Origin of the sequence: Beduini sp., assembly GCF_047239305.1 — a bacterium.
Lineage (GTDB): Bacteria > Bacillota_I > Bacilli_A > Erysipelotrichales > Coprobacillaceae > Beduini.
In genome coordinates, this window is sequence record NZ_JBKTEM010000015.1 from 20,257 (window position 1) to 45,735 (window position 25,479).

Here is a 25,479-nt window from a genome sequence, read left to right on the forward strand (position 1 = left end):
TAACACCTCATTTCAAAGTAAAAAGGACTCCAAAACTATGAAGTCCTCAATCTCTCATTTTTACTATCGTGTCATTTCATTACGACTTTCCACGTTCTCATCCGGCTCATCATCCACAAATACTGTGCTAGGATCATTCTTATTGCTGATATCCAATTCCTTATTTAATTCTGATAGCCTTTTAGTCTTTTCCTTTAACTCCTCTTCTTTTTCAAAAGGTCGATTGACTTCCTCCTTTGCATTTCCCAACTGTTTTTTCACGTCCTCAAATAGTGCCTCTTCGTTTTTTAACTTGTCAGGATAGGAGTTCAAAAGATTATCAATACGTTTTAGATTTCCATAAACGTCATCACCCAATTCAACGGAATAAGCTGTTTCCTTTTTCAAAGTCAACACGAAAGCTTTATTGAAAACATCATAAGAAAGAAGCATTTGGAATCCTCGATATTCACCTATTGCTTTCTGCTCTGATGATTCCATTTTTTTACACATCAATATTAGGCTATTACCAGCATGTTCCTTCTCATCATAACGAATATTGTTAATCATCATTCCAGAAAAGTCTTCCACAGGTTTGAGTGTGGCTATATCATTCTTTAGACCACGTATATTTTCTTCCAGTAAAGATATCTTCTTTGGATAATATTTTATGATTCTATCCTCTAAATCATATCGTTCTGAAAGATAATTTGCTTTCGCCATCTTGAGTTTACTGACCTGTATATCAAGATCCATCTTCTCTTTAATTTTAGGATTGCCGCTGGCTAATGCTTTGATTTCAGCGTAAGAAAGGGTCGCATCATCAATATCTTCAGCCGAGCGTACAGGGCTTTTTGATGTCATAATCTGTGATATAAACTTTTGTTTTCCTTCGACCAGCTGATACAAATAAGCATCAAACGTCTGTTCGGTAACATAACGATAGATATAAACATCACTGTTGGTATTGCCTTGCCTAACGATTCTACCTCCACGCTGTTCCAAATCAGATGGACGCCAAGGACAATCAAGGTCATGTGATGCAATCAACAGATCTTGTACATTCGTTCCTGCTCCCATCTTTTGGGTTGAACCTAACAAAATACGGATACTTCCAGTGCGTACCTTTGCAAATAATTCCTTCTTGGTAGCATCTGTTTCGGCATCATGAATATAAGCAATTTCATCAGCCGGCACACCACGTCTTATTAGTTTCTCAGCGATATCATCGTACACATTTGTAAATAACAGTTCGTTTCCTGCTTCTATTTGTTCTTTCACAGAAGATGACTTTCTATGTGGAGTGGACATATCACAAAATATTAACTGCGTGGATTTTTTCTCTTCTGTTTCTTTGTAAATAGACAATACCTTCTGAATACAAATATTGACCTTACTATTTTTAAAGTCCTCCAGTCTATCATCAATCAATCGCTGGTCTAACGCTAGTTTTCTTCCATCATTGGTAATCTTAAGCATGTTGTCTATTCGTGGGTCCTCACCGTTTCTTACTTTCTCTGCACGCTTTGCAAGCGATTCTACGATGCTTTTCTGCATCTCACTAGGCTTTACTGCTATTGTTTCATAATGTGCTGTAGGCGTAGGCAAATTCAACATATCGGCAGTTTTAATATCAGCGATCTCTTTAAACATGGAAATAAGTTCCGGCAAGTTATAAAATCGTGAGAATCTGGTTTTCATGCGATAACCGGTTCCTTCTGGTGCAAGTTCGATTGCGGATACTGTTTCACCAAAGGTAGATGCCCAAGCATCAAAGTTCTCAAGTCCATGTTCTTCCAGTAGGTCATATTGCAGATAGCGCTGTATCGTATACATTTCATAAGGTAGGAAACGCCACGCCATACTTCCTTTCGTCAGCGGTCTTGGCGTAACCCCCTCCAGAACCGTGCTTACACCTCTCGATGTACACGGCTCGCCATCTTTCATAGTTTAAGTGATTTTAGCTTTGCTTCTTCATAGCATTTCGGGCAGAGAGCCAGTGACTTCCGCCTTTTCTGTAACATCAGTCCGTCAAATTCATTATCAGCATTTAAATCTTTTAAGCGTTGCACATGGTGCATATACACTTTTACAGGGCTTGCCCCACACATTTCACATTTTCCGCTTTTTAAGCGTCCTGCAAGGCTGTTCGGTTTTATCCGACCTCTATACTTCGGCATAATGTCTACAAATTCGGGAGCGATATTCTTGTTACGCCTGAATCCCTCATTGTAAAATTCACATCGCTTTGTTCCACTCTTGGTTTTATAATCTGCGCCGAGGTCGCCCTTTTCACTGCGGTACTTCTTATACATCTTCATAACAGAAGAATTATATTTTGCCGCCAGCGTTTTTAGGCAACTGCAACGCATGATAGAATGGAATTTTCCCAGATTGCATACATTGATTGCCAATCTGTAATAGTTGTACAAACCTCTGATTTCTGAATTATACTTGCTGATGATTGCCACATCATCCAATGGCATAAGCGCCCCTCTGTGGAGCGGTTTCCAATTCTCTTTGCCGTTCTCGTCCTTTTTGATTTTAAATGCTCCGTATTCATGCAGTTTTGCAATCCATTTTTCTTTCGGCATATATAACTGCACTTTTCCATACCACACCCGTTGTAAGCCTTTTTTCGTCCGCTTCGTATCCTGACTTCTTGATATTCTTATGTCGTATCCAAGATAACGCACCTTTTCAGAGGAATGGGTAACGTGAGTTTTCTCCTCTGACATCGTAAGATTTAACTTGTCTTTCAGAAATATCCTCACCTGTTCCTTGATATTTTCGGCATCCTGCTTTGAGCCTGTTATCGAAATCAGAAAGTCATCAGCGTAACGGTTGTATTGAAGCCTTTTGTAACTCTTATCCATTTCATCTAAATGCGGCGTGGACAGCATCACTTTTCTTGCTTCTTTAAATGTGGTCAGGTTTGCTTCTGTGCGCTCTGTTTCCAGATTTTTCTGCGCTTTCCGATAAGCCCAGCGTACCTTATCATGGTCTTTGTGGACTTTACGGTTTCTTGTATCGCCTTTGTCAAAACTTTTTTTCATCTTCCCCATAAACTCATCGAGTTCATTTAGGTAGATGTTTGCAAGTATCGGACTGACACCGGAGCCCTGCGGACTGCCGGAGTACGTTTCATGGTATGTCCACTGTTCCATATATCCTGCCCTTAAAAATTTCCACATCAGCGATATGAATGCTTCATCTTTTATGCGTTTTCTCAGAAGCTGTATTGTGATATGGTGGTCGAAGCTGTCAAAGCAAGCCTTAATATCTCCCTCGATTATCCACTTTGCGCCAGTAAACAGCGTTACAATTTCTTTTAATGCTGTATGGCAGCTTCTTTTCGGTCTAAAACCATGTGAATTATCGGAGAATGTCGGCTCATAAATTGCTTCTAATATCATACGGACGACTTCCTGCAACAGTTTATCGTCCGTTGACGGAATCCCCAATGGGCGCTTTTTATTGCTATTTTTCTTCGCAATATAGACACGCCTTGCTGGGTTCGGTTGGTATGAATGGTCTCTTAATTTCGCAATGAGTTTTTCAATGCGCTCCATGCTCATACCATCAAGAGTGAGTCCATCTGCCCCTGCCGTCATGCTCCCCTGAGAGGTCGCAATATTCTGGTATGCGAGCAGATAGAACTCTGGATTGTACAGGTTACGGTATAATCTCTCGTACCTGTAATCTTTGTTTTTTGCTTTTTCACTTAAACTTTTCAATACATTTTCGGGACTTCTCATAATGCCTCACGCACCTTTCCTTGTTATTTGTATTGAAGAAAGACTGTCTCCCTTCGCCATGTGGACGGCTTTCCCGCCCTCGGACTACTACGGAGACTCTGTTGCCATAGTAAATATTCAGAGTCGCTTTTTCTCATAGCACTCATAGCCGATATTTCGGCGTTTTACCGTAGGCAATCCCCGTTTAGAACTGTAATAACATAAGCCTGCTATGATTTCGGATGTGACGTTCGCCGTTTTCCATTATCCTATGGCTGATTTACTCTGGGTATCTTGTGGGTACGCATGGCCGACTCATATCCACCAGAGTACATGCGAGTATAACTTCCTTACGCATGGAGCAACATTTTGCCCAATCTCCGACTGTCATTCAGGCAGTTTAGCTTTCATCCTTATTCATAACTTTTCGTCACTACCACGCAAACACTTTGGAAGTTTCCGTGTTTCGTGCCCTCCGACATGCTACACTCCCCGTCGGGTTTCCCCTTTCGGATAAGTCGGGTGACGATAGGGTGCGGATTATTCCGCTTTAATACCTTGCCCTATTACTTGCTCAAGGTAAGATTATTACAGCCCCTTACGGGCGCACGGTCATGGAATTGCTGATCGGTGTTCCTGTCGCAAATGTGATGCCTTTTCCGCCTGTAATCTCATTCAGGTACTGACATTTCATATATAAATCAGATGACTTTTGTGCATCAGTCTGTGATAATCCCGCAACATTACGCATCTTTGTATAGAGAAACAGATTTTTAAAGTTATGACTTTCATCGACGAACAGATGGTCTATTCCAAGTTCCTCAAATGTGATGACATCATCTTTTCTTGCATCATCATTTAACTTCTCAAGGCGCTTCTTCAAATTCTTTTTTGTCTTCTCTAACTGTTTTACCGTATATCTTGGGGCATCATCATCTTTCAATTGTTGAATACCTTCAACGATTGTGTCCAACTGCTTTTCCAGTGTTTTCTTTTGCCGCTGCGCAGACATTGGGATTTTACCAAAGGTACTGTGTCCCATAATAATGGCATCATAATCTCCAGTTGCGATTCGTGAACAGAATTTCTTTCGCTTGTTTTTTTCAAAGTCCTGCTTTCTGGCAACAAGAACATTCGCTGCTGGATAGAGTCTTAGAAAATCAGAACCCCATTGTTCAACCAGATGATTGGGTACGACAAAGAGCGACTTCTGTGCCAAGGCAAGACGTTTCAACTCCATACAGATAGCAATCATTTCATATGTTTTCCCTGCACCAACAACGTGAGCAAGCAAAGAATTACCACCATAAAGTCCACGAGCTACCGCATCACTTTGATTGCTTCTCAGTGTGATTTCAGTATTCATACCCGGAAAGGTTAAATGATCTCCATTATAATTTCTAGGTCGAATAGAATTGAATTTTTCATTATAAAATTTCGTCAAACGTTCCCGTCTATCAAAGTCTTTCCAGACCCAATTCAAAAAAGCCTCTTTGATACTGTCCTGTTTCTGCTGGGCAATCATTGTTTCCTTTTTATTGAGGACTTGTTTTTTTCTTCCTTCTTCATCATATTCATAATCAAAAATTTTTGTGCTTTTCAAGTTTAAGCAATCCTCTATCAACCGGTAAGCATTCGCTCGATGTGTACCATAAGTCTTTTCAGCTTTGATATTGTTTCTATCTCTTGTTTTATTTGAGATACTCCAAGAGCTGTCAATCTTATTATAAGATACATGAATGTTCTCCTTAGCAAAAAATGACATGGACAAGATTTCATTCATGAATGCCTCATAATCAGTACTTGGAATCCATGTAGCACCAATGCGCACATCAATCTCTGATGCACTTAATTCTGTCGGCATAGCCTGCTTTAACGCCTCTACATGTTGCTCATACTGTGGATCAAGTTTCGCTGATAATTCTGCAATACGTAGTTTATTTCTAATGTTTCCACTTAAATATTCATCAGCAGTAACATAAACATCGTCATTATCAGGTTCTGCTGCATTGGGAATCTTATAGATGACACCATGCAGATCACTCAGTATCTTTGTTTTATCAAAACCAGTCAGCGAGGACATATAATCTAGGTCTACCTTAGCTTTTTCCGATAAAGATAGCAGCAATGCTTCGTTTGACGTTTCAGCTTTATCTATAACCACTTTTTTACCAATCGTACGCTCATAAAAAATGTCTGCCTTGCTTTTTAAGGTTCCATCTTCATTTAAATTTTCCAACGAACAAAGAAGGTAATACGAATCATCATCACGAAAAGCCATGCTGTTGCCACGACTGTTGATCAGACCATAAGACTTCGTAAAATTATCATACAGCCGATTCAGTTCATCCTGCTGCTGATTGATCTGCTCATCAGGATAATCTTCCATTTCGTATTCAATCAACTGTCGTACACAGTTTCTAATATCAATCAATCCAGTGATACGATTCATGGCTGTTTTGGATAGTTCCATTTTCGTCATGATACTGTTTTCCCGATAATAAACATCATCCTCTACCAAAGTATAGCTGAAGTTGCGAACCGTTGGGTCAGCGGGTATCGTTATGATTTCTTCATTCTCATGATCGAGATCATCAGGTACGATTGTTCTTTCATCAATATATCCATAGATATGGCTGATTGCTTTCTGTAATGACTCTTGCAACGGTATGTTCTCAAATGGAACGACTGTCAAATCTTCACGCCCGTACATAGCTTTTGTCATTTCCACATGACCTAAGACCATTTCCGGATGTTCGATAAAATAATTATTCATGACATATCCATGCTCATCTTTGCTGGTATATGTCCACTCGCTCTGTTTTACGATAGGCGCATCCCGCTTTTGTAAAAACAGGATATCACTGACTGCCTTTGTATTGGCACTGTCTTTAAAAGCAGTATTTGGCAATCTGATTGCACCTAATAATTCAGCACGTTCATTGATATATTCACGAACCTTGCCATTTTGCTTATCCATCGTATAACGGGAAGTCACAAAAGCAATAATTCCCCCTGGGCGTACTTTGTCCAGTGTCTTGGCGAAAAAATAGTCGTGTATATTAAAATTCAGTTTATCATAACGCTTATCCGATACTTTGAATTGTCCGAATGGTATATTGCCTATTGCGACATCAAAGAAAGAATCAGGGAGTTTTGTATCTTCATAACCCTCTACTGCAATACTTTCTTTTTGATAGAGCTGCTTAGCAATTCTACCAGTGATAGCATCCAGTTCAATACCATATAGCTTCGATTCCTGCATACTTTCTGGCAACATCCCTAAGAAGTTTCCAATACCACAGGACGGTTCTAAGATATTTCCTCTACGAAACCCTAAGTTGTCTAGCACCTGATAGATACTCTCGATTACAACAGGAGAAGTATAAAAGGCTGAAAGGGTAGATTCTCTGGCACTGCGATATTCATCCTCATTTAATAATGCCTTCAGTTCTACATATTCATCGGCCCAGCTGCCTTTGCTTTCATCAAAGACCTCTGACAAACCGCCCCATCCTACGTATTGAGCAAGAATTTCCTGTTCTTCAGTAGTCGCTTTACGGTTTTCCTTCTCCAAAGAAAAAAGCAGTCGAATGGCTGCTATGTTATTTCGATATCGTTCTTTGGGTGTACCGACACCTAAAGCATCCGTCATAATATGATAATTGATGAGTGGAGCATCACTGATTCCTTGGGATACTTCTACAGTTGAAACTACTTTTTTGTTATCCTTCACAACATAAGATTCCCTCAGACTTAGTAGTTCCTCATAATCTTCCATGCGTATAAGCTGAGGTTGCTGTTGTTCATCATAGACCAAAGCCTCATCTAGGATAAAATCATAGAATGCTTTTCCATACCAGACATTCTCATCATCTTTGGCAACAAGGGAATGATTCTTCCATGTCAATCGGACATCATTGATTTTCAATTTATATAGCACATTTGTGATAACCTTTTTTTCACGTTTATCACGCACATTTTCTGCAATCGTCATACCGTGCTCTTTGGCGTAATCAACCAATATTGCATATGGCATGTCCGTTATGGTTATCATCTTATCCTTGTTATAATCCAAATTGTAGATGCTACCTGTTTTTTCTGCATTCCCATAAAGCTGCTCAAAATTCATGTAGTATTTCTTATCTATGATATTATGAAACCACTTCTCTGCATAATTAAAAAGTGCCTTCTCAACATCATCATTGCTTAAGTTACTTTCATTCTCTTTTGCATTGAACGATACTCCAAGAAGCTGATTTTCATATGATAAAGGATTTAGCAGACGATGCGTTTCATTTAATTGAAACTCCATCATAGGTTCATTAACTTCTAACCCATTGACTTCATAACAGTGAAACATCGTGATAATATCATTGTTATCAACATGGGATATCATCAATGGATGATCTGATCCTCCAGTTTCCATTGTCAGAAGTACAGTCGTACCTTGCAGTATGGAATCTGCAAACAGTGAAAACTGCTCATATAATTTTCGTTTTGGATCTGTAGCATATTCATCTGTAATCGTTTCTGCTTGCTGTTTTATTTCCTGTTCAGCATTTACAGGAACGCCTACAAGTAGACTATCATTTAGTGGATTTTCCTTTAATAATTGCAGTAGTTGTTCTTTAGAAAAATTCTCAATAAATAAAGGAAATTCCTTATCTTGTAATACGATAGGATCTCCATCCTCAATGATTTCATAATCGGTTGCGCCAATATGAACAATATCGCCAGTCTGCCATTGATAAACCATAACAGTGTCCTTAGGTTCTTCAGCATCATAAGTCTTCTCAATACCTAATTCCTTTTCTTTCTGCCTACGTTCATATTCCAATTGACGCTCCATCTGCTCTTGAAGATATTTTGGGTACTGTTCTTTTTCGGCAGGGCTGAGATAGCGTCCAGCAGCTATCAATTCACTGATTCGTTTGCTAACTTGATTCCATTTCAATAGGATATCAATATCTGCATTACCAATATCTCCACGTTTTAATCTGATACCCTTACCATCATGCCAAACGTCAATCCATCCAACAGCCGGGCTACTGCCGCCAGTTCCATACTCATTTTTGAGAAATGCTACATTTTCCTTTGTACTTTCATATTTCAAAAACTGTTGATATATGCGATATTTATTACCTCTTGTTAGGATACGATCAATTTCTTCCTGTGAAAAAAAGATACCATTTTTAAAGGATTCCTCATTTTCATATAAGGCATTTAACTGTTCCTCAACAGTTGGAATTTGTATATCAGGAGCATAATATCTTGATAAAATCAATCCATCAACATTCTGCGCTACCAATTCCCACGTGTATTCATGTGAATCTACTTGGTTATCATAAGAACCCATATAGTAAAGTAACTGGTCATCCTGTTTTTCAAAACCTAGCATTATTTCATCAGCTTCAAATTCATATACACCATCAGGATAAATGGATTTTAAATATTCACCACATTCTTTTAAATCCTTCTGATTTTTAAACTCAGCTAAAATCTCAGGAGCGCTGGCAAGTAGAAAATCATGATAAGAAAAAAAGCGTCGATTAACATCAGAATTTATATGACCTCGTTCATACGCTTTTTGTAAAGATGTCATTTTATCCCAAGGAGATAAAAGATATTCCTCTGCTTTTATCAATTGAGCGATTTCTTGTTGAACCTCATGGAATGATAAAGAGGATTCTGTTATAGGTTTTTGCCAATTCCCAGACCAAACGTTCAACTTATCTCCAATTTTCTTATAACCAAGGTATGATAAATCATAATGATCTTCATCACGGTAAATCATAATCAATGTATCGTCATAAGCCTCTCTTATATAATTCGCTCTGTCAACATCATCTGTATGACTATTAAAATATTCAACAATATCTTCCTTAGAATGATTCAGTTTATGTGCGCCACGCAATAATCGCGGTAAATCATCCATATTAAAAGGCGGTGTTTCTGGCTCCTTTTTAACTTCAACATCGCCTAAATTCAAATCTAGCTGTAAACGATCTCCTGTAATATGATTTCCTCGGCGCTCGCTTTCAGGTTGTTCATGAAGCCCACCCATGCCATCATGTCCTGTTCTTTGTCCGGAGCTGGTGTTTTCTCCAACATCTGACTCATCAAGACTTCCATTCTCTGGTATGCCTGATCTGATATCTCCTTCAAATGCTGGTGTAATTCGTTGTTCGCTCTCAATGCAAACAGGTGTCCCGGCTGACTCACTTTCAGATAGTCCAGCCTCAATCTTGCGTATCGGTTGTTTAGCACTGGTTTCATCTCCTTGATATTTGGCATCTGATAATCTTCTACCTGACTGTACGTGATTTCTTGCATTTAAATCGCTCCCTTCTTTTTCTATATTCTGCTTTATATTCTTGTTTTCTTCAAGTGTACGAATCATGATTTCACGTGCTTTGCTTGATATATCTTTAAAGGCTTCACGACTCAAATCACAATTCGTGACGCCAAGCTGTCCAATCACATCCAATGTATCAAACAAGGTGATAGATGAGAAGTCATCAATGGTAAGGTATTTCATAGGATCAATACCACATCGGTTCATTAGCATATATGCCAGAGAATATTCAACCAATATTTTAAATTCATGATTGATTTCAATACCATCTAATTCTGACAGACCACTCCCTTTATGATATTTTACCAACACCGCTACATAATCCTGATAATTATCCTCAACAATCATTTCAGCAAGTGCTTTTAGTACAATCCCTAAATCATGGCTTTCGCCAGTGTCAAATTTATCATTCAGCATCTCAATGACTTCTACATGGTCTTGCTCATGGATGCTCCAAAGTTTTAAAGGACGATGCATTACGCTTCCTGTGTCCACTATATCAAAAACATACCGCAGGGAATACCCGTTGTCACCCAGCAATGCTATCCCTTTAGAACCACGCCGGATATAGCGATTCATTTTGTTATTCCAATCTTCATATCCAGCACAAGCCGTCGCATCTGGTCTTTGTGCATAAATCAGTATCTGATCCTCAAAGCTATATTTATAATGCCATGAGGCGGTACTTAAAAAGGAAATCCAATGATCTGGAGAAGAACTGATTTCAAGTGCTTGTTCTTTCCAGATTTCATGAACTTCCTTATAATTTCTTGCCATTCACTACCCTCCTAACGTTCTTTTTCTTTGTGCTTTGGCTTATATTCAATCTTATATTCTTTAATCGTCATATCGGGAGCATCCATATATATGATGTCTTTCTCTTCGTCAATATCACGATATCCATCCGCGTCAAGTTTTATTGGGCTATTTGATAAGATAGTTCCCCAATGATTGACCAAGATACCTCTTGCAAGTTGACACATAATTCCTTGGCACTCATCATCATGCCTGATTTCGTAACGATGCAGTCCTCTAGGTACATTCTTCAAGCTTATCCTTGATGGAGTAAATAAGACAGGAATATCATATATCTTCATTAACTCATAATAGCTGTTATTGGGATCAGAACGATACACCTGATATTCATCTGGTGTCATTTCATGAATCTGATTTTGACGAAATTTTGTATATGCATCGTCAATTTCATAAGCACTATGATATTCATGATAACTCCTTATGAATTGTTGAGAAAATTCCTTGCTGCCATATTGCAATTTTTTATAAGCGAGGAAAATATCTCTAAGCGTATCCTCTTCATTTACAACTTTCTGCAATTTTGTATAGAGTCTCCCAGAAGAAACAAGAAATTCCACATTCTTTGCTGTCAATCTGTCAAATGGGGCATCGACCAGTTTGATACATGCCTTTCCGATTTCTTCCCATGAATCATGAAAATCTATCTGGACATGTTCACCCTGATAATGTACATCTGCTTTTAACATTATCGTTCTTCTCCTTTCGGTTTTTCTTTCTGAGATTCCTTTTCCTCCAGTTTATCCTTCGCCCACTGAGGGAGCTTATCCTGTTTTATGACACCAATGACTTCATAGCGTTCAATACGGCATGACTCACCCGTATAAAGATTTTCTGCAAAGATTGCGTTTCCAGTACCTTCCGGATTACAGCCAAAACCTCCCTTTGCAAAATAAAGCTGGTGCGTTGAATTTTGAAATTCAGGATAGAGGACATCTGCATTCAATACCACTAATTTTCCAATAAGTGTTGTATAATCGTGAATCGAATTGCAGTCTGAAGATGATAATACCATAATAGGTATATCCCTTGGTTCACTTTCTCGTACCTGCTGTAATTCTCTCATTAACGTTCCATAATAATACTCTGCAACTTCCATATAATCATCACTTTTACCATCAATTGAATAATATTCTCTACCTGCTGCAGCTAACGTTTTGTCAATAGTACCAGTTATATATGAAAGTCTATTATCTCCTACCATAGCTGCCATATAGAAATTATTTCCACCAACTATATCTTCTTTTAATAACTCATATTCAGTATCGTCAAGGCTGATGATTTTTTTATCGTTCTCCATGTTGTTTCTCCTTCGGCTTGCTTCGTTCTTTCTGCAGATGGATATGTTTCTCCAGCATTTCATGACTTCTTATTTTGAAATCTTTAAATGCTCTGCCATAATCGTTGTAATAATGCCCTTGGTCATACCCTCGTTCACGATTACGTGTCGTATTCCATGTGACATAACGCTGAGGAGCACGTTTGTTATATGCCAGAACTACTGCTTTGTGTCCACAGCTTTCCTCTGCAATGATTTTATAGTTTTGATTGACTTCTTGATACAGGTCATGAATATCCGGAGCATCTTTCCTGACAGTCAAAAGTGATTCATGAGTAATGTCATGTGCTTGACAATAAGCAAGATATAGCTGTAGACCTTTTTCAGCACCTATTTCTCCTCGTAAATCATTTATGCAGTACCAATGTACTGCATGATCCTCTAACGGCATATATTTGATTTCAAAACCATTCTCCAAATCATCCAACAAATAAGAATCCACATTATAGTCCCAATCTGGTACGATACCGTATTCAATATGACCTTGATTATCTAAATGTATCTCACAGATATGAGATGAATCCACCTCATTATGTGCCAATGCCTTAACTTGAATCGTTCCATCTTCTTGTTGTTTATCAAGAATATAATCAACATACATACGCTCTTCATCATTCGCCATCAAGCATTCATATATATCACTGAGATGATTGCCATTCTTAAATCGTATATCATTTGTAAGTTTTTCTAATCTGTCCAAAATAACTTCATATTTAACCATGTTCATCATGCCATCCTATCGCGATTCTTTCCGCTCACTTCGATGCTTTGCCCATTGGTCCAATAAACGCAATATCGTTTCTTGTTTTTGCCGTGGCGTATAAGATTTCGGAAAATATTTATCTACTTGATCCATTTTGAAAGATAACTTATCTTTTTGATTTGCTTTTTCCTCTGTCATGATGGTATAGATTACGTTTTCGTCAAGTCGATTGCTTTTAGCAAGTTCTTTCATTCTCATTGTTTGAGCATAAGAGGGAGTTGCATCTAATTCTTGTATAAATTTATAAACATCCTGCTGCTGTTCTTTGTTTAAAAAAGAGAGTTCCACAGCTGGATTAAGTGCGATTTTTTTACCATCTTCACTTAAACCATCCACTAAAACTCTCAATGGTTCAATCAATTCGGTTAGGCGAATATAGCGTTGAATCTGTTTGAAACTATCTCCAACATCTTCAGCAAGAATTTGGATGGATTTTTTACCATTCAACTTGTGGCCAAGTTGTCCACAAGTTAAATCCGTCCTTTTTCCTTGATGTTTCATTGCCTCTAATTTCATTTTATAAGCAAACCCTCGCTCACTTGGCAGTATATGTTCTCTTTGAATGTTGCTATCGACCATGAGGATTGTTGCCTGTTCATCTGTTAGATTACGAACAATCGCATGTACTTCATTTTGCCCAATAAGTTCTAATGCGTATTTTCTGCGATGTCCTGATATCATTTCAAATCCATCAGTGGTTGGGCGCACAAGAACAGGAACAAGTTGTCCGTTTTCTTTTATACTTTCCACTAGATGTATCATATCCTCATCAGTTCTAACATGATAAGGATGGTTGTTAAAGTCTTTGATTTTTGTAATGGGAATACTCTCAACACGCTCCTTGTTTTCTTCCTGACGTTCATCCTCCGTCGAAAATAGCTCATCGAGTGAACTTGTGTTGATTTTTGGTAGTGGTTTTGACATGACCTTTTAATACCTCCTTAGCAAATTGTCTATATGCTTGTGTTGTGTCAGTATTTGGTGAATATAGTATTGGACTTTGACCTGATAGAGAAGCCTCTGCTGTTTTAACGCTCCTAGGTATTTCTTCCTTAAATACCTTGATATGGTTACCAAAATTCAAACGTACTTCGCTTGAAATATGTTTTGATAAATTAGTTCTAGCATCTGTCATCGTTATCAAAATTCCATCTATACTAAGTTTTGGATTTAACTGCTTTTTTGCATTCAAAATAGTACGAACTAGATCATTCAACCCATCTGTTGCATAAGGTTCCGCTTGTACTGGAATGATTACACTATCGGCAGCTGTTAATGCATTAATCATAAATAGATTAAGAGCTGGGTTGCTATCAATCAAGATATAGTCATATTTACTTCTGAATTTGTTTATGAAACGCTTAAAAACTGTTTCACGGCTCATAACACTTGCTAATTGTATGTCAACACCTGATAGACTCGTATTCGCAGGGATTAGATCAACATTTTCCTTAGTATGAATAACATAATCGTCGTGACTTATGTTTTCTTCTTGTATCTCATTAAATAATGCTTCCTTCAATGAATACATATATGAATCATCATCACGAAAGCCTAGTCCCTTAGTTAAATCACCTTGTGGGTCAAAATCTACTAATAATACTTTCTTTCCATTTTCTGCTAACACAACTCCTAAGCACAGAGTTGTTACTGTTTTTCCTACACCTCCTTTTTGATTAGCTATTGTAATAATTCTACTCATAACCCTTGATACCTCCTTTCTTCATGCCACATATTCGTGGCTATGTATATGATTCAAAATAAGAAGGGTTGCTAATCGCTTGCTAATCAGAAAATGGAAACAAGACGATATCGAATGGTACCAAAAATCAAATAGAATGCAAAAAAGCCCTTTATTTAAAGGACTTACTAACACTATATCAGTTTTGATGAATCTATAAGAATGCTGTGATTTTGTACTCCTAAGCGGAACGTAGTTGGTTCGAGTCCAATCAGGGACGCCATTTTAAAGGGTTTTAAGCACATTGACACCAAGCTGTCGATGTGTTTTTTTACTTTCAAGAAGATTTATTCTTGTGGATATTTCACAAATATTTCTGGATGGAGTCAAACGCTTTTCGGTTGAATTGCTAAGAAAAATCGTATTTTGCTAACATGACTAGATAAGACAATCAGAGATTGTAGTGATAGACCAGGATAAGTAGGTTTATCATGAAAAGGGCTGTAACGTATAGTGCAAAATCTCTCTTATAACGAACGATATCTATACTGCCTGTTTTATGAGCAATCATCACTAAATGATTGAAATTATTTCGTTTAATGATTTCGAGAGAATTTTCTTAAGGCCTTTCTTTTTGGCACGGTACCAGAAATCTAACATCGCAAATATTTTTCTCTTGATAAAGATGTGCGAGAAATCATTTCATTCAGTTGATGAAATAGTTCTTCGCTTAAACGTATTTTAATACACTTTTTTATCAGTATCAATAAGCCCTTCCATAGTTGTTTTTCTGAATCAAATGAAAATTCATATGAAAATACAAAACAGAATTATAATAAAAATCTTAAATACTTCCATAATTTATCCCCCTCGTATCAAAAAGACAGATATGCCTGTCTGCCTTATTCCATATTCATTTTTAGAAGCTGTTTTATTTGATCCCTTTTTTTATAAACTATTTCAGTTATATGAACAATCATGTTTTCTTCATTAGTCCAAAAGTATGCAATGAAAATTTTTACTACCATTTTATGAATACCTTAAAATGCCAAGATTCCTCATCAACTAAACGATATGCTGTGGCAATTGTGATAATGAATGAAACTCTTATTCCAAATAATCAAGGAAGCGGTTTACGCTATCAGGTGCTTGTAATCCGTTTACAATATAGTTCTGATTTCTCTTAATTGATTTTCAGCAGATTTCGTAACGTTAACTAAATACGTATCTATTTATCATTTATTTTCTGTCTTAAATCGTTGAACACACTATTTACGGGACAAGATCTTCCTGCTTTTGCATCAGCTAATCCTTTTTGCATCATGAGATTAACATATTCTTCACTCATTTCATCAAGTGTTTGAAATCCATTTGGAACTTTCTAGGAAAATGGAATACTCTTTGTCATTGCGATTTGCATATATAACATGTTGATAACAACAGAAGCCGAATACCAGCTGTCATGAAAATCCGTCCAGCCCATTTTGAACATAATTTAAAAGATTTGTAATTATACCCTGCTTCAACAATTCTATTGCTTTATCTTTGTCTTTTTTCGCTAACATAGAGTATCACCATTCCTTGACTCATAATGTAGCCCTTACTTTCCTTTGTCGCTATACCTTTTGTCTGAATTGCAGAATTTTATTATAAAATATACATAATTTCCTATTATATGCTATTATATATATGTTAATGATTGTAGACTAATCTTTAACAAGACATTCATAATGTTATACATTTAGAGACATGCATTTTTTTTGCTATATTGTCTCTTTTTTTTGTGTTTTACGCTGTTTTTTTTACATTTTACCTGCTATTCACCTCTGTTTAATTAAGTATAACATTATGAATAACTAATTGTTATCCTAGCTTGAAAAGCTAGGATGAGAGGAGGGATAAGAAAAGGTGATGCATAGGTATTTGTTTATGATCTGTAATATGCTAACAATGATTCCGCAAAAGAATACCAGATAATAGGAATTGTAGCTATCTTCTACAATGGAAAATAGGTTTAATCTGTTAGAAATTTTGAAACCATTCCCCATCCAAGCATTCTATGGAATCTACATTATCATAATAAATAAACGAAAACTACCTCTTTCATCATGAAACATTTATTAAAATCCGATTATTAGGTAACTTGATGACTCTTTTCATACGAATAGAGGATAACAAAAGAAAAAAGCATATAGAAGGCATTGATTGTATTTTTTCTTTCAGTACTTCATGAAATATCAAATACACCTAAGCGCCCCTTTATAGTCCTCTGCTATTGGAGGGTTATATGATTTGATTGAAGGAATACTTATTTTCTTGTTTTTCGACCATGAACGGAATGAGAGAACTTCACCATGACACTGTCACTGCGTTTGTGTATGACCTAACTTTCTCTACAGAACTTAACTTATTTTTCCTGCTATGGTTCATGTTATGGTTTCTTTCATGAAGTATATCGTTCCCATTGCATTATGGATGTGTTGATTTTTGAAAAAAAATATTAAGTACAGATATTGTACACATAAAGGAGAGTATGAACAATGAAAAAAGAAAAAATTTTATCTTTTATAGTATCTTTTTGTATGATTCTTACGATGTTAATTTTCTCTGGTATTGAAGCAATCGCTGTAGGATCTTTAAATCCTTCCTTTTCACAATCTTTTACGGTTACGAATCTAACGGAAGGAACCCATGTTGAAGTGTTGAAAACAGTAGATTTAAATTTGGATTCCGATGGCAATTTCAATATGCCGGTTTTGACATGGAATGATTCAGTTAAGAATTGGGTTTCAGACAAATTCCCACAATATATCGATAATAGTACAAAGGAAGTTACCGATACCTTTCAAAAATTGGGAAGTAATAGTGCAGAGGCAAATACATTCTGGCAAAAGATGACAGCTGCATATTATCAAGGAAAGATCAACTTTGCAGACAAAAAAGACGCAACTGCAGACGGAAATAAAAATGTTACAATCAATGGTAACGGATGGGGAGGATATTTAGTTTTAGCTGAAAACCCAAATAATACTGGAATAATGTATAAAGCAACATCCGTGAACGTGTTGCCAGCCAAACAGAAAGACGGATCTTATGAAAATCCAAAGGAAAGCATTACACTCGTTATGAAACAAGACAAAGAACCTGGTTTTGAAAAAGAAATTCCTGATATCAGTGAGATAACAACCGGTATCGGCAAGATTGTCAATTATCGTTTGAATGCCCAGATACCTGTATATCCAGCTGACTCTATCTATAAAATATTTGAAATATCTGATCAAGGCGGAAAAGGACTGAAATTAGTTCCTGATTCCATTGTAGTTTCTTTACATGCGGATGGCAGCGATTCTATGAGTAAAATTACGGATTATACGTTAACGAAGACAGAGAATGCATTTAAAATTGTAGTAAAAGAGAGTTTTTTAGAAAACCACCAAGGAGAAGTCGTCTATGTATTGTATCAAGAAAGGATAACTGAAGAGGCGTTGGAACTTGATGAAATTGAAAATACCGCTTCACTGAAATATAACCCAAATCCATATAAAAATGATACATATGAAATTGAGTCAAAAAAGAAAACATACACATATGAAATAAATTTTGATAAAAAAGACGAAAACGGAACAACGTATTTAACAGGTGCCGTATTCCAGTTACAAGATGCTGATGGAGATGTTTTACAATTCGTACAGGATACAAATGATCTACATCATTATATATTTTATGGGAGCGCAGATGCATTTGATACTGCTGTAACACCGGTATCAGATATAGAAATCAGTAAAGAAAGCTCGATTCAAATTGATGGGTTAGACACAGGTACATATCGATTGATCGAAACAAAAGCCCCGGAAGGATATGTAAAGCCTACAGGATATATAGAAATCACATTGGAAGATACAGTTGATGAAAATTCTAAAAATGTTCCTGATGGTAAATTAGATAAAATAGAGATTACCAATAATGGAACATATGAAATAATCAACAATGCTACGACAGGATCCGGAAATTTTTCATTTATAGTTAAGAACAGAACACCTGAGGATTTTAATCTTCCGGTTACCGGAGGGACAGGAACTTTGATGTTTACGCTTGGAGGTATCGTTGTAATGGGGGGAGCAGTTCTGCTCTACGCAAGAAATAGGAAATGCAGAAGCAACGCAAAGTAATACATGAATGTTTATACAAAAAATAAAATCTTACGCACCTATTTTGATTTTCTTAATAGGTGCAAGCATCTTCCTATATCCATCGATTGCAAATAAATATGCTTTACATGTTCAGTCAAAGGTTATCCATACATACACGGCAACAATGAATGAGAAATCAAAGGAAGAAATCAAACAAATATGGAAGCAAGCAGTTGAATATAATGACAATCTGGCCGGAGATCCTGTACATGATCCATTTGTTTTAAATAGTGGGTATGTGTTGCCGGAAAATTATTTGCATACATTAAATATTTTAGAAGATGGTGTAATGGCGTATATAGAAATACCTAAAATACATGTTAATTTACCAATCTATCATGGAGTGAGTGAAGATGTCTTAGCGAAAGGCGCAGGTCACATTGAAGGAACATCTTTACCGATTGGCGGAAAAAATCGTCATTCTATCGTTTGTGCCCACAGAGGATTACCAAGCGCAGAATTATTTTCCAAATTAAATGAACTGAAAAAAAACGATCTGTTTCTTATTCATGTATTGGATCGAACGCTGGCATATAAGATTGACCAAGTAGAAACTGTTCTTCCCGATCATATTAACATCTATATGATGTTAGAAAAGGATAAAGATTTGGTAACATTGATGACATGTACTCCTTATGGAGTAAATACACATCGTTTACTTGTACGCGGTGAAAGATACGATTATATACCTGAAGGAAAGGAAATCGTACAAGAGAAAAAAAGCTCTATGAAAATATATTTCTTATTTGGAACTATAATATTCCTAGGAATCAGTATTTTCATTCGTTCCCATTTGAGGAGGAATTTATGAAAAAGTGGGAGTTTCGTTTCATAGTTTTACTGCTTTTGCTCGGTTTAGGTATTTTATCATTTCCAAAAATACATAGTTTTTTCACAACCATTGAGCAAAAACAAAAGATACAGTCATTCAAAGAAACGATTGCAAATCAATCAGATAAGGATGCATTGTATCAACAAATGAAGCAATATAATGAGAAAATATATAAAGAGCACCAGAAAGATTTGAAAGACGCATGGAGTTATTCGCAAAACACATTTGATTTGGGTATATTGAATCTGGATATGAATATCATCGGTTATATAGAGATACCAAAGCTGGATGTGCAAATCCCCTTATTTATAGGAGCAAACTACAATAATTTGAACAAAGGTGTAGCCATAATGTCGCAAACAAGTATGCCTATTGGTGGAGAGAATACGAATTGCGTCATTGCAGGTCATCGTGGTGGTTATCATGGCGAGCAATTGTTTAAGAATATTGAGAATCTTGCTATTGGTGATGAAATAAGGATAACAAATCCTTGGGAAACATTGACATATTTTGTAATAAAAAAAATCGTAATAGAACCAAATGAGATTGAAGCAGTAAAAATATTACCCAATCAGGATATGATCACTTTATTTACCTGTCATCCATATGGGATGGAAACACAACGCTATGTTGTTTATGCGAGCAGAAAAAGCATTTACAACGATATTGAATTACCAAAAGGGGTTACGTATACATCGTCTAGAAAAGAGATTGCGATAGAAAAAACGTTAAACAATTGTCTATTGTTTGCTTCCGGCTTGCTTGCCGTGATTCTGATAATCGAAAGCATTCGGATGAATAAAATGTGAATCGTACTGTCTTCATTTTAGTATTGCGTATGGGAGAAAAGAATCAAGGAAAACAACAATGTTTTATTAGCATAGTTTTGTCCACAAGAGATAGAAATATCGTAAGTAACCTAGAAAATATCTTGAATATAAAACACTTAAAAAGACACGATTCAAATATTGCCTTGCCTTAAGTGTTGCTGCTATTATCAAATTATCAACAAAAACATCCGATGATGTAAGATAATTCAATAATGATTTACAATATTGCCTGTTTATTATACATTGAATAGGCTATATCAAAGAGAGGGTTCGCTTATAGAAAAGTAATAATGAACAATTTATCCTGTTTGTTTGACGCTATAAATAAAGGATAGGAGGTAAAGGAATGAAGGATTTTTGGAAAAGAATTTTAGTATGTATTGTTGTAAGTGCAATGTTCTTTACATCAACAGGTTTTGGAATTTTTCAAATTGTTGCAAGCATCAATAATGCTTCTCCTATTGAAAACTTTTCGATTGAATGGAAAACACAGGCTAATGGTAAAAATATTATTTACGATGAAACCGGGACGGTTGTCACATTGAAACCGGAGTTTAATGATAGGGATGCTGCAGGAACCTCAATACAAGCAGAAGTGCATTTGTCCTTGAGTGAAGCGGCAAATATTTCAGAAAACCAATTAGAGATACGATTGCCAAGTACTATTTTTTATAACAGAAGCCAAGCAGCATGCGGCGAATATGAAATAGGTTTTGGTTCGGGGGCGTCTGATGGAAGTTTTGCTTATCGTGTTGATGAAGAAACAGGCGAGCTTGTCGTTTATAATACATCTGTTATCAATGATGCAATGGTTGTAAAATTTGATATTTTATATAAAAGCGGACTTCCAAGTGAGATAGTTAGAGGATATGAGAAAGAGTTAAGTGCAAATATAAAGATTTTCAATGATGACAGTTCTATTGATTATGAACAAATAACAAATCGATTAACGTTAACATATCAAACGGAGTCAAATATTCATCGTGTTGAATTAACTAAATCTAAAAAATATGAAACATGGAATAAAAAATGGGGAGAAGAACCCGATGATGCAAAGGACTATTTTTTCGTTGAATGGAAAATAGACACAACCGTACGTTCTACATCATTTACAATGCCTTTTAAATTGATTTTTACAGATACCTTAAGCAATCAAGGAGAGGTAGTAGGATGGACAGATTATCGTTGGGGAATGGATATGATAATGAATTCTAAATATTACCAAAGTGATCATCCGGTCTTTCAAATTGATGTAACTAAACCTAGTAAAATTAAGAATTCTGACTCCTATGATTTTCATATCGGTTATGTACTTATAAAGTATCCAAGATCAGAATTAGAAAACACGAAAGAAATCAAAAATGAAATCACGGTACGGTTAGAGAATTTGTATCCAGAAGATGGCAGCTATTCCAAGGAAGTAAAAGATGATGCAATGTATACCTATGTGGATATAAACTTTCGCTATCCCCCAGGCAACTATGGTTTGGAAAAGAGGTATTCAGGCGGTACAAGCAGTCAATTGCTTGGATACTTATACGCCATAGAACAAGCTGCTGTTAATGCAAAATTACCTGCTACTAATGATTTTAGAAATACTTCTACTGCTACAGGCGGTATTTTAACATTAGACGGAGATGGAAATAATATCGAGAATTATGGTAAAAAATCATATTCTGTAGAGGTGACTGATGATTTTGTAGCATTAGAAAATGAGCGATTAACTGATGGAGAATATTATATTTCATCGATTAAGGTAACTGATGAGCAATATAATTACAAGATGAACGAAGAAGACGGAAGTGGTGGTGTAGAGGAAGATAAGAACTATGATGAATGGACACCGATTACCATAGAATATCAGCAAGGAATTCATGGTGAATGGAAGGAATTAGTAACGGGAAAGCCGTTTACTGATCGAATTAGCAGAAAATCATATCACCTTAGTTTCCCGGATGGAACAACAAAAGATTACGGAGCTATATCTGTAAAAGAATTACCAGAAGGTACGACAGGAGTGCGAGCTAAAAGAGAAACAAAATATCATAAAAGTGATCTTGATCTCAATGTAACAATCGGCTTATATGCTACAGATAAAATCAAACAAACTGCACTAAATAAAACATCTTTAACGTTAACGAATATCAGCACATATGTTGTTAAAGACAGCAATCAGAGTTGGGTAAATCCTTATGCAGAGATGTCTATAGGAGGGACATTAAAAGATGAAGTAATGAAGCGTGATAAATTAGTTTTTGGTAATAACGATCAATACGGACAACATGATAGAGCCGCTGTTACATTAAAAAATCCCATCTTGAAAAACAATATAACTAAAGAAGCTTCTAAGGTAATTAATGAACCGTCCAATTCTCGATTCAAAATAAACTACACAATAACCGGCGGCGAGTACTTAGACCGTGAATTTGGTGATGATCCTTTTTATGCTACAAAAGAGGAACTGAAAAATACAAATATGGTAAAGGAGCAAAGAAGTGCGATATTTTATGATTTGTTGCCACTAGGTATGTATGCTGATTATTCTAGTATAAAAAGCTATGCATTAGAATTAGGAAGCTATGGTCGTACTCTGAAAGGAGAACAATTTGAGCATACAGTAGAAACTATTGATAATTATAAGGGCACAGGGAGAACCATGCTGATTCTTCATATCACAGTGCCTGAAACTATAGAAAACCTATTCTACGAGGCAACTTATGGCAAGTTTGGCACAGGATTTTATATAACTTATGACGCATATTATCCTTGGGAATCCCTTCTTGACTTTGGGAATATACCATTGAATAGCGTAGCATATAAATCAGGTGCGGGAGAAATATTTAAAGGTTTTGCAGATGATGGCGGTGACAAAATAACTGACAAAGATATACTTAAAGATGTTGATGAGGATGGAAAATTTGGCGGTGATCTCGTTAAGGATACATTATATGCAGAAGCGCGGGTACAAATAAGCGGCGTTGTAAATTCAGAGCTTTCTTTCAGTAAACGAGTAAAGTCCGATGGGGATATCGCTTATTCAAAAACCAGTTCAACAATAGGTGGAGGAGCCTATTCTTATCAGCTGAGAATAGGTAATGAAAAAAATATCAAAACGAAGGGTCTTATATTCTATGATATCTTGGAGTCAGATTTTAAAGATCGTGAATATTGGCAAGGAACGCTGGTAGGAGTGGATACCAGTCAAGCGCAGCTAAAGGGAATTTCACCTGTTGTATATTATTCAACAAAAGATAACATGAAATTGTCGTCAAGCATGAATGGCGAGATGATCGATGACGCCAATATTAACGATCCCACCATTTGGAGCACAACACCGCCAAATGATATGGCGGATGTAACGGCAATTGCTGTTGATTTGAGTAAAGATACTAGCGGAAACGAATATATTTTAGACAGCGAGCAAACTGTATTGATAAAAATATTGATGAAAGCACCAACACAACATGTAAAGGAATACATAGAGAAAGATGCGAAGGCCTATAATACTGCATGGGTTCGTAATCAAACGTTGTTAGCCAGCGGTGGAGTAGAGAAAAGCGAAACCCTGCAAACATTAGAAACTGTAGTATCCTTACGGAATCCGGATATAGAAATTCATAAAAAAAGCGATCCAGAAACAGGAACGCTTGATGCTCCAACACAAGTGAAAAATAATGATATATTGACGTATGATGTAAGCGTCGAAAATAAGGAAAATGCTATACCTTTGAAGGATGTTTGTATAGAAGATCCCATACCACAAGGTTTAACGATTGATTTTGAAAATATAAAATGGTATCCAGGAAATGACGTATCACAAATGAAGCTGGTATCTGAATCAGATGAAGTAAGTGTTACAAGAGATAAGCAAACATTAAGATTTAAAATTCTTGCGTTATTAGCCGGTGATGTTGTCCATTTTGTAATCCCAACGACTGTTGATGAGTCAGAGGATGCAGTGGTTTTCATAAATCAAGCGAAAATAACGAATATAAACGGCGCTGCATATGAAAAAGAAAGTGAGATTACGTATCACGAAAAGAAATCAGAATTGGTGGATTTTGCCTTTATGAAAACGGATAAAGACAAAACTGTATTAGCAAATGCCGGTTTTGTTCTCTATCAGTTAACGTGTAGTGATGCAACTCACAATCATGCAGATGAATTATTAAAGGTAAACGATGATGGAGAACTAAGCGGGCAGATACAAACGAATTGCTGGAAACAAGTTGAGAAACAAGTCTCGGATGAGCATGGAAATGTGAGTTTTCAAAACTTAAAAAAGAGTTTGGAATATCGTTTGATTGAATATCGTGCTCCTGAGGACTATGTTTTACCGAACGGACAGTGGATTTTACATTTTGATTATGTAAAAGATGCATTTGAAATAAACAGTATACATAGACCACCAGCTTTTGAAATTCATAACGGTGTATTGATTTTGGTTAATTACAGACTTGGTGAAATACCGATTACCGGAAATTCAGGTACACAGAGTATGCTGTTTACTGGTGCGGCTTTCATGTTGATCGCCGGAATCTGGATAATATATAAAAAGAAAACAAGGAAGGAAAAAATATAAAATACGTCAAAGATATATATTAGTAAACAGCAATCGCCGACGAAGTGCAAAAGCACAGGATAAGTATACATCACCATCCTATTCTCTTTGCTCTGGATGAGGTAATTTATTGATTATGATTCTGCGGCATGAAAAATAATACACACTTGGAAACAGATAGAAAACGTGATACCTATATCGTTCTGCTTTTTTCCTTTTAAAATGTCCTTATTGCGGAAGTCCTCATTATCGTTATTGGGTGTTAGAAAAGCGTTCTGCCATTTAGAAAAAAGCACTTTCATAAGGGAGCAGAATAAAAAAACGTATATGCTGCTGATTAAAAAGCAATGTATACGTTTTTATCTTTGGAATAGTGTTTTTTGTATTTTTTTTGGA

At 36.4% G+C, this 25,479-nt stretch carries 12 protein-coding genes and 1 pseudogene; 4 read left to right on the forward strand and 9 right to left on the reverse strand.

What is annotated here, in order from left to right; translation table 11 throughout:
- Positions 1-63: 63 nt before the first annotated feature.
- The 9 genes and pseudogenes from ACLRVU_RS13900 to ACLRVU_RS13940 form a co-directional block, all read right to left on the reverse strand.
- Positions 64-1,818 (reverse strand): annotated as a pseudogene (locus ACLRVU_RS13900) (helicase-related protein); the annotation flags it as partial.
- Positions 1,819-1,922: 104 nt separating this feature from the next.
- Positions 1,923-3,737: a reverse transcriptase domain-containing protein gene (locus ACLRVU_RS13905; RefSeq protein WP_008817044.1), complete on the reverse strand. Its 1,815-nt coding sequence runs from the start codon at positions 3,735-3,737 to the stop codon at positions 1,923-1,925.
- A 577-nt stretch (positions 3,738-4,314) separates the two neighbouring features.
- Positions 4,315-9,783 (reverse strand): DEAD/DEAH box helicase family protein, encoded by a 5,469-nt coding sequence (locus tag ACLRVU_RS13910; protein WP_217781039.1) that lies wholly within the window; start codon positions 9,781-9,783, stop codon positions 4,315-4,317.
- A complete protein-coding gene (locus ACLRVU_RS13915) occupies positions 9,711-10,052 on the reverse strand; it encodes a TnpV protein (protein WP_084801257.1) in 342 nt (113 codons plus the stop codon). Before ACLRVU_RS13915 ends, ACLRVU_RS13910 begins: the two co-directional genes overlap by 73 nt.
- Positions 10,053-10,862: 810 nt before the next feature.
- Entirely contained in the window at positions 10,863-11,576 is a 714-nt protein-coding gene (locus tag ACLRVU_RS13920) for an LPD28 domain-containing protein (RefSeq protein WP_008816970.1), read from the reverse strand.
- Complete coding sequence (locus tag ACLRVU_RS13925) at positions 11,576-12,187, reverse strand: hypothetical protein (protein WP_008816971.1); 612 nt, start codon at positions 12,185-12,187, stop codon at positions 11,576-11,578. Before ACLRVU_RS13925 ends, ACLRVU_RS13920 begins: the two co-directional genes overlap by 1 nt.
- On the reverse strand, positions 12,174-12,953 hold the full coding sequence (locus ACLRVU_RS13930; protein WP_008816972.1) for a hypothetical protein: 780 nt from the start codon (positions 12,951-12,953) through the stop codon (positions 12,174-12,176). Before ACLRVU_RS13930 ends, ACLRVU_RS13925 begins: the two co-directional genes overlap by 14 nt.
- A 9-nt stretch (positions 12,954-12,962) precedes the next feature.
- On the reverse strand, positions 12,963-13,913 hold the full coding sequence (locus ACLRVU_RS13935; protein ID WP_216881446.1) for a ParB/RepB/Spo0J family partition protein: 951 nt from the start codon (positions 13,911-13,913) through the stop codon (positions 12,963-12,965).
- Complete coding sequence (locus ACLRVU_RS13940) at positions 13,870-14,691, reverse strand: ParA family protein (RefSeq protein WP_216881443.1); 822 nt, start codon at positions 14,689-14,691, stop codon at positions 13,870-13,872. The genes ACLRVU_RS13935 and ACLRVU_RS13940 overlap by 44 nt, the downstream gene beginning before the upstream one ends.
- Positions 14,692-17,210: 2,519 nt before the next feature.
- On the opposite strand from ACLRVU_RS13940, the gene ACLRVU_RS13945 reads away from it, so the two are divergent.
- The 4 genes from ACLRVU_RS13945 (at position 17,211) to ACLRVU_RS13960 (ending at position 25,104) form a co-directional block, all read left to right on the forward strand.
- Positions 17,211-18,839 (forward strand): isopeptide-forming domain-containing fimbrial protein, encoded by a 1,629-nt coding sequence (locus ACLRVU_RS13945; protein ID WP_161129043.1) that lies wholly within the window; start codon positions 17,211-17,213, stop codon positions 18,837-18,839.
- 7 nt (positions 18,840-18,846) lie between these two features.
- Positions 18,847-19,671, forward strand: coding sequence for a class C sortase (locus ACLRVU_RS13950; protein WP_009269686.1), 825 nt, complete (start codon positions 18,847-18,849; stop codon positions 19,669-19,671).
- Positions 19,668-20,501, forward strand: a complete 834-nt coding sequence (locus ACLRVU_RS13955; RefSeq protein WP_009269687.1) for a class C sortase — start codon at positions 19,668-19,670, stop codon at positions 20,499-20,501. Before ACLRVU_RS13950 ends, ACLRVU_RS13955 begins: the two co-directional genes overlap by 4 nt.
- Positions 20,502-20,868: 367 nt before the next feature.
- Positions 20,869-25,104: a SpaA isopeptide-forming pilin-related protein gene (locus ACLRVU_RS13960; RefSeq protein WP_161129042.1), complete on the forward strand. Its 4,236-nt coding sequence runs from the start codon at positions 20,869-20,871 to the stop codon at positions 25,102-25,104.
- Positions 25,105-25,479 lie beyond the last annotated feature (375 nt).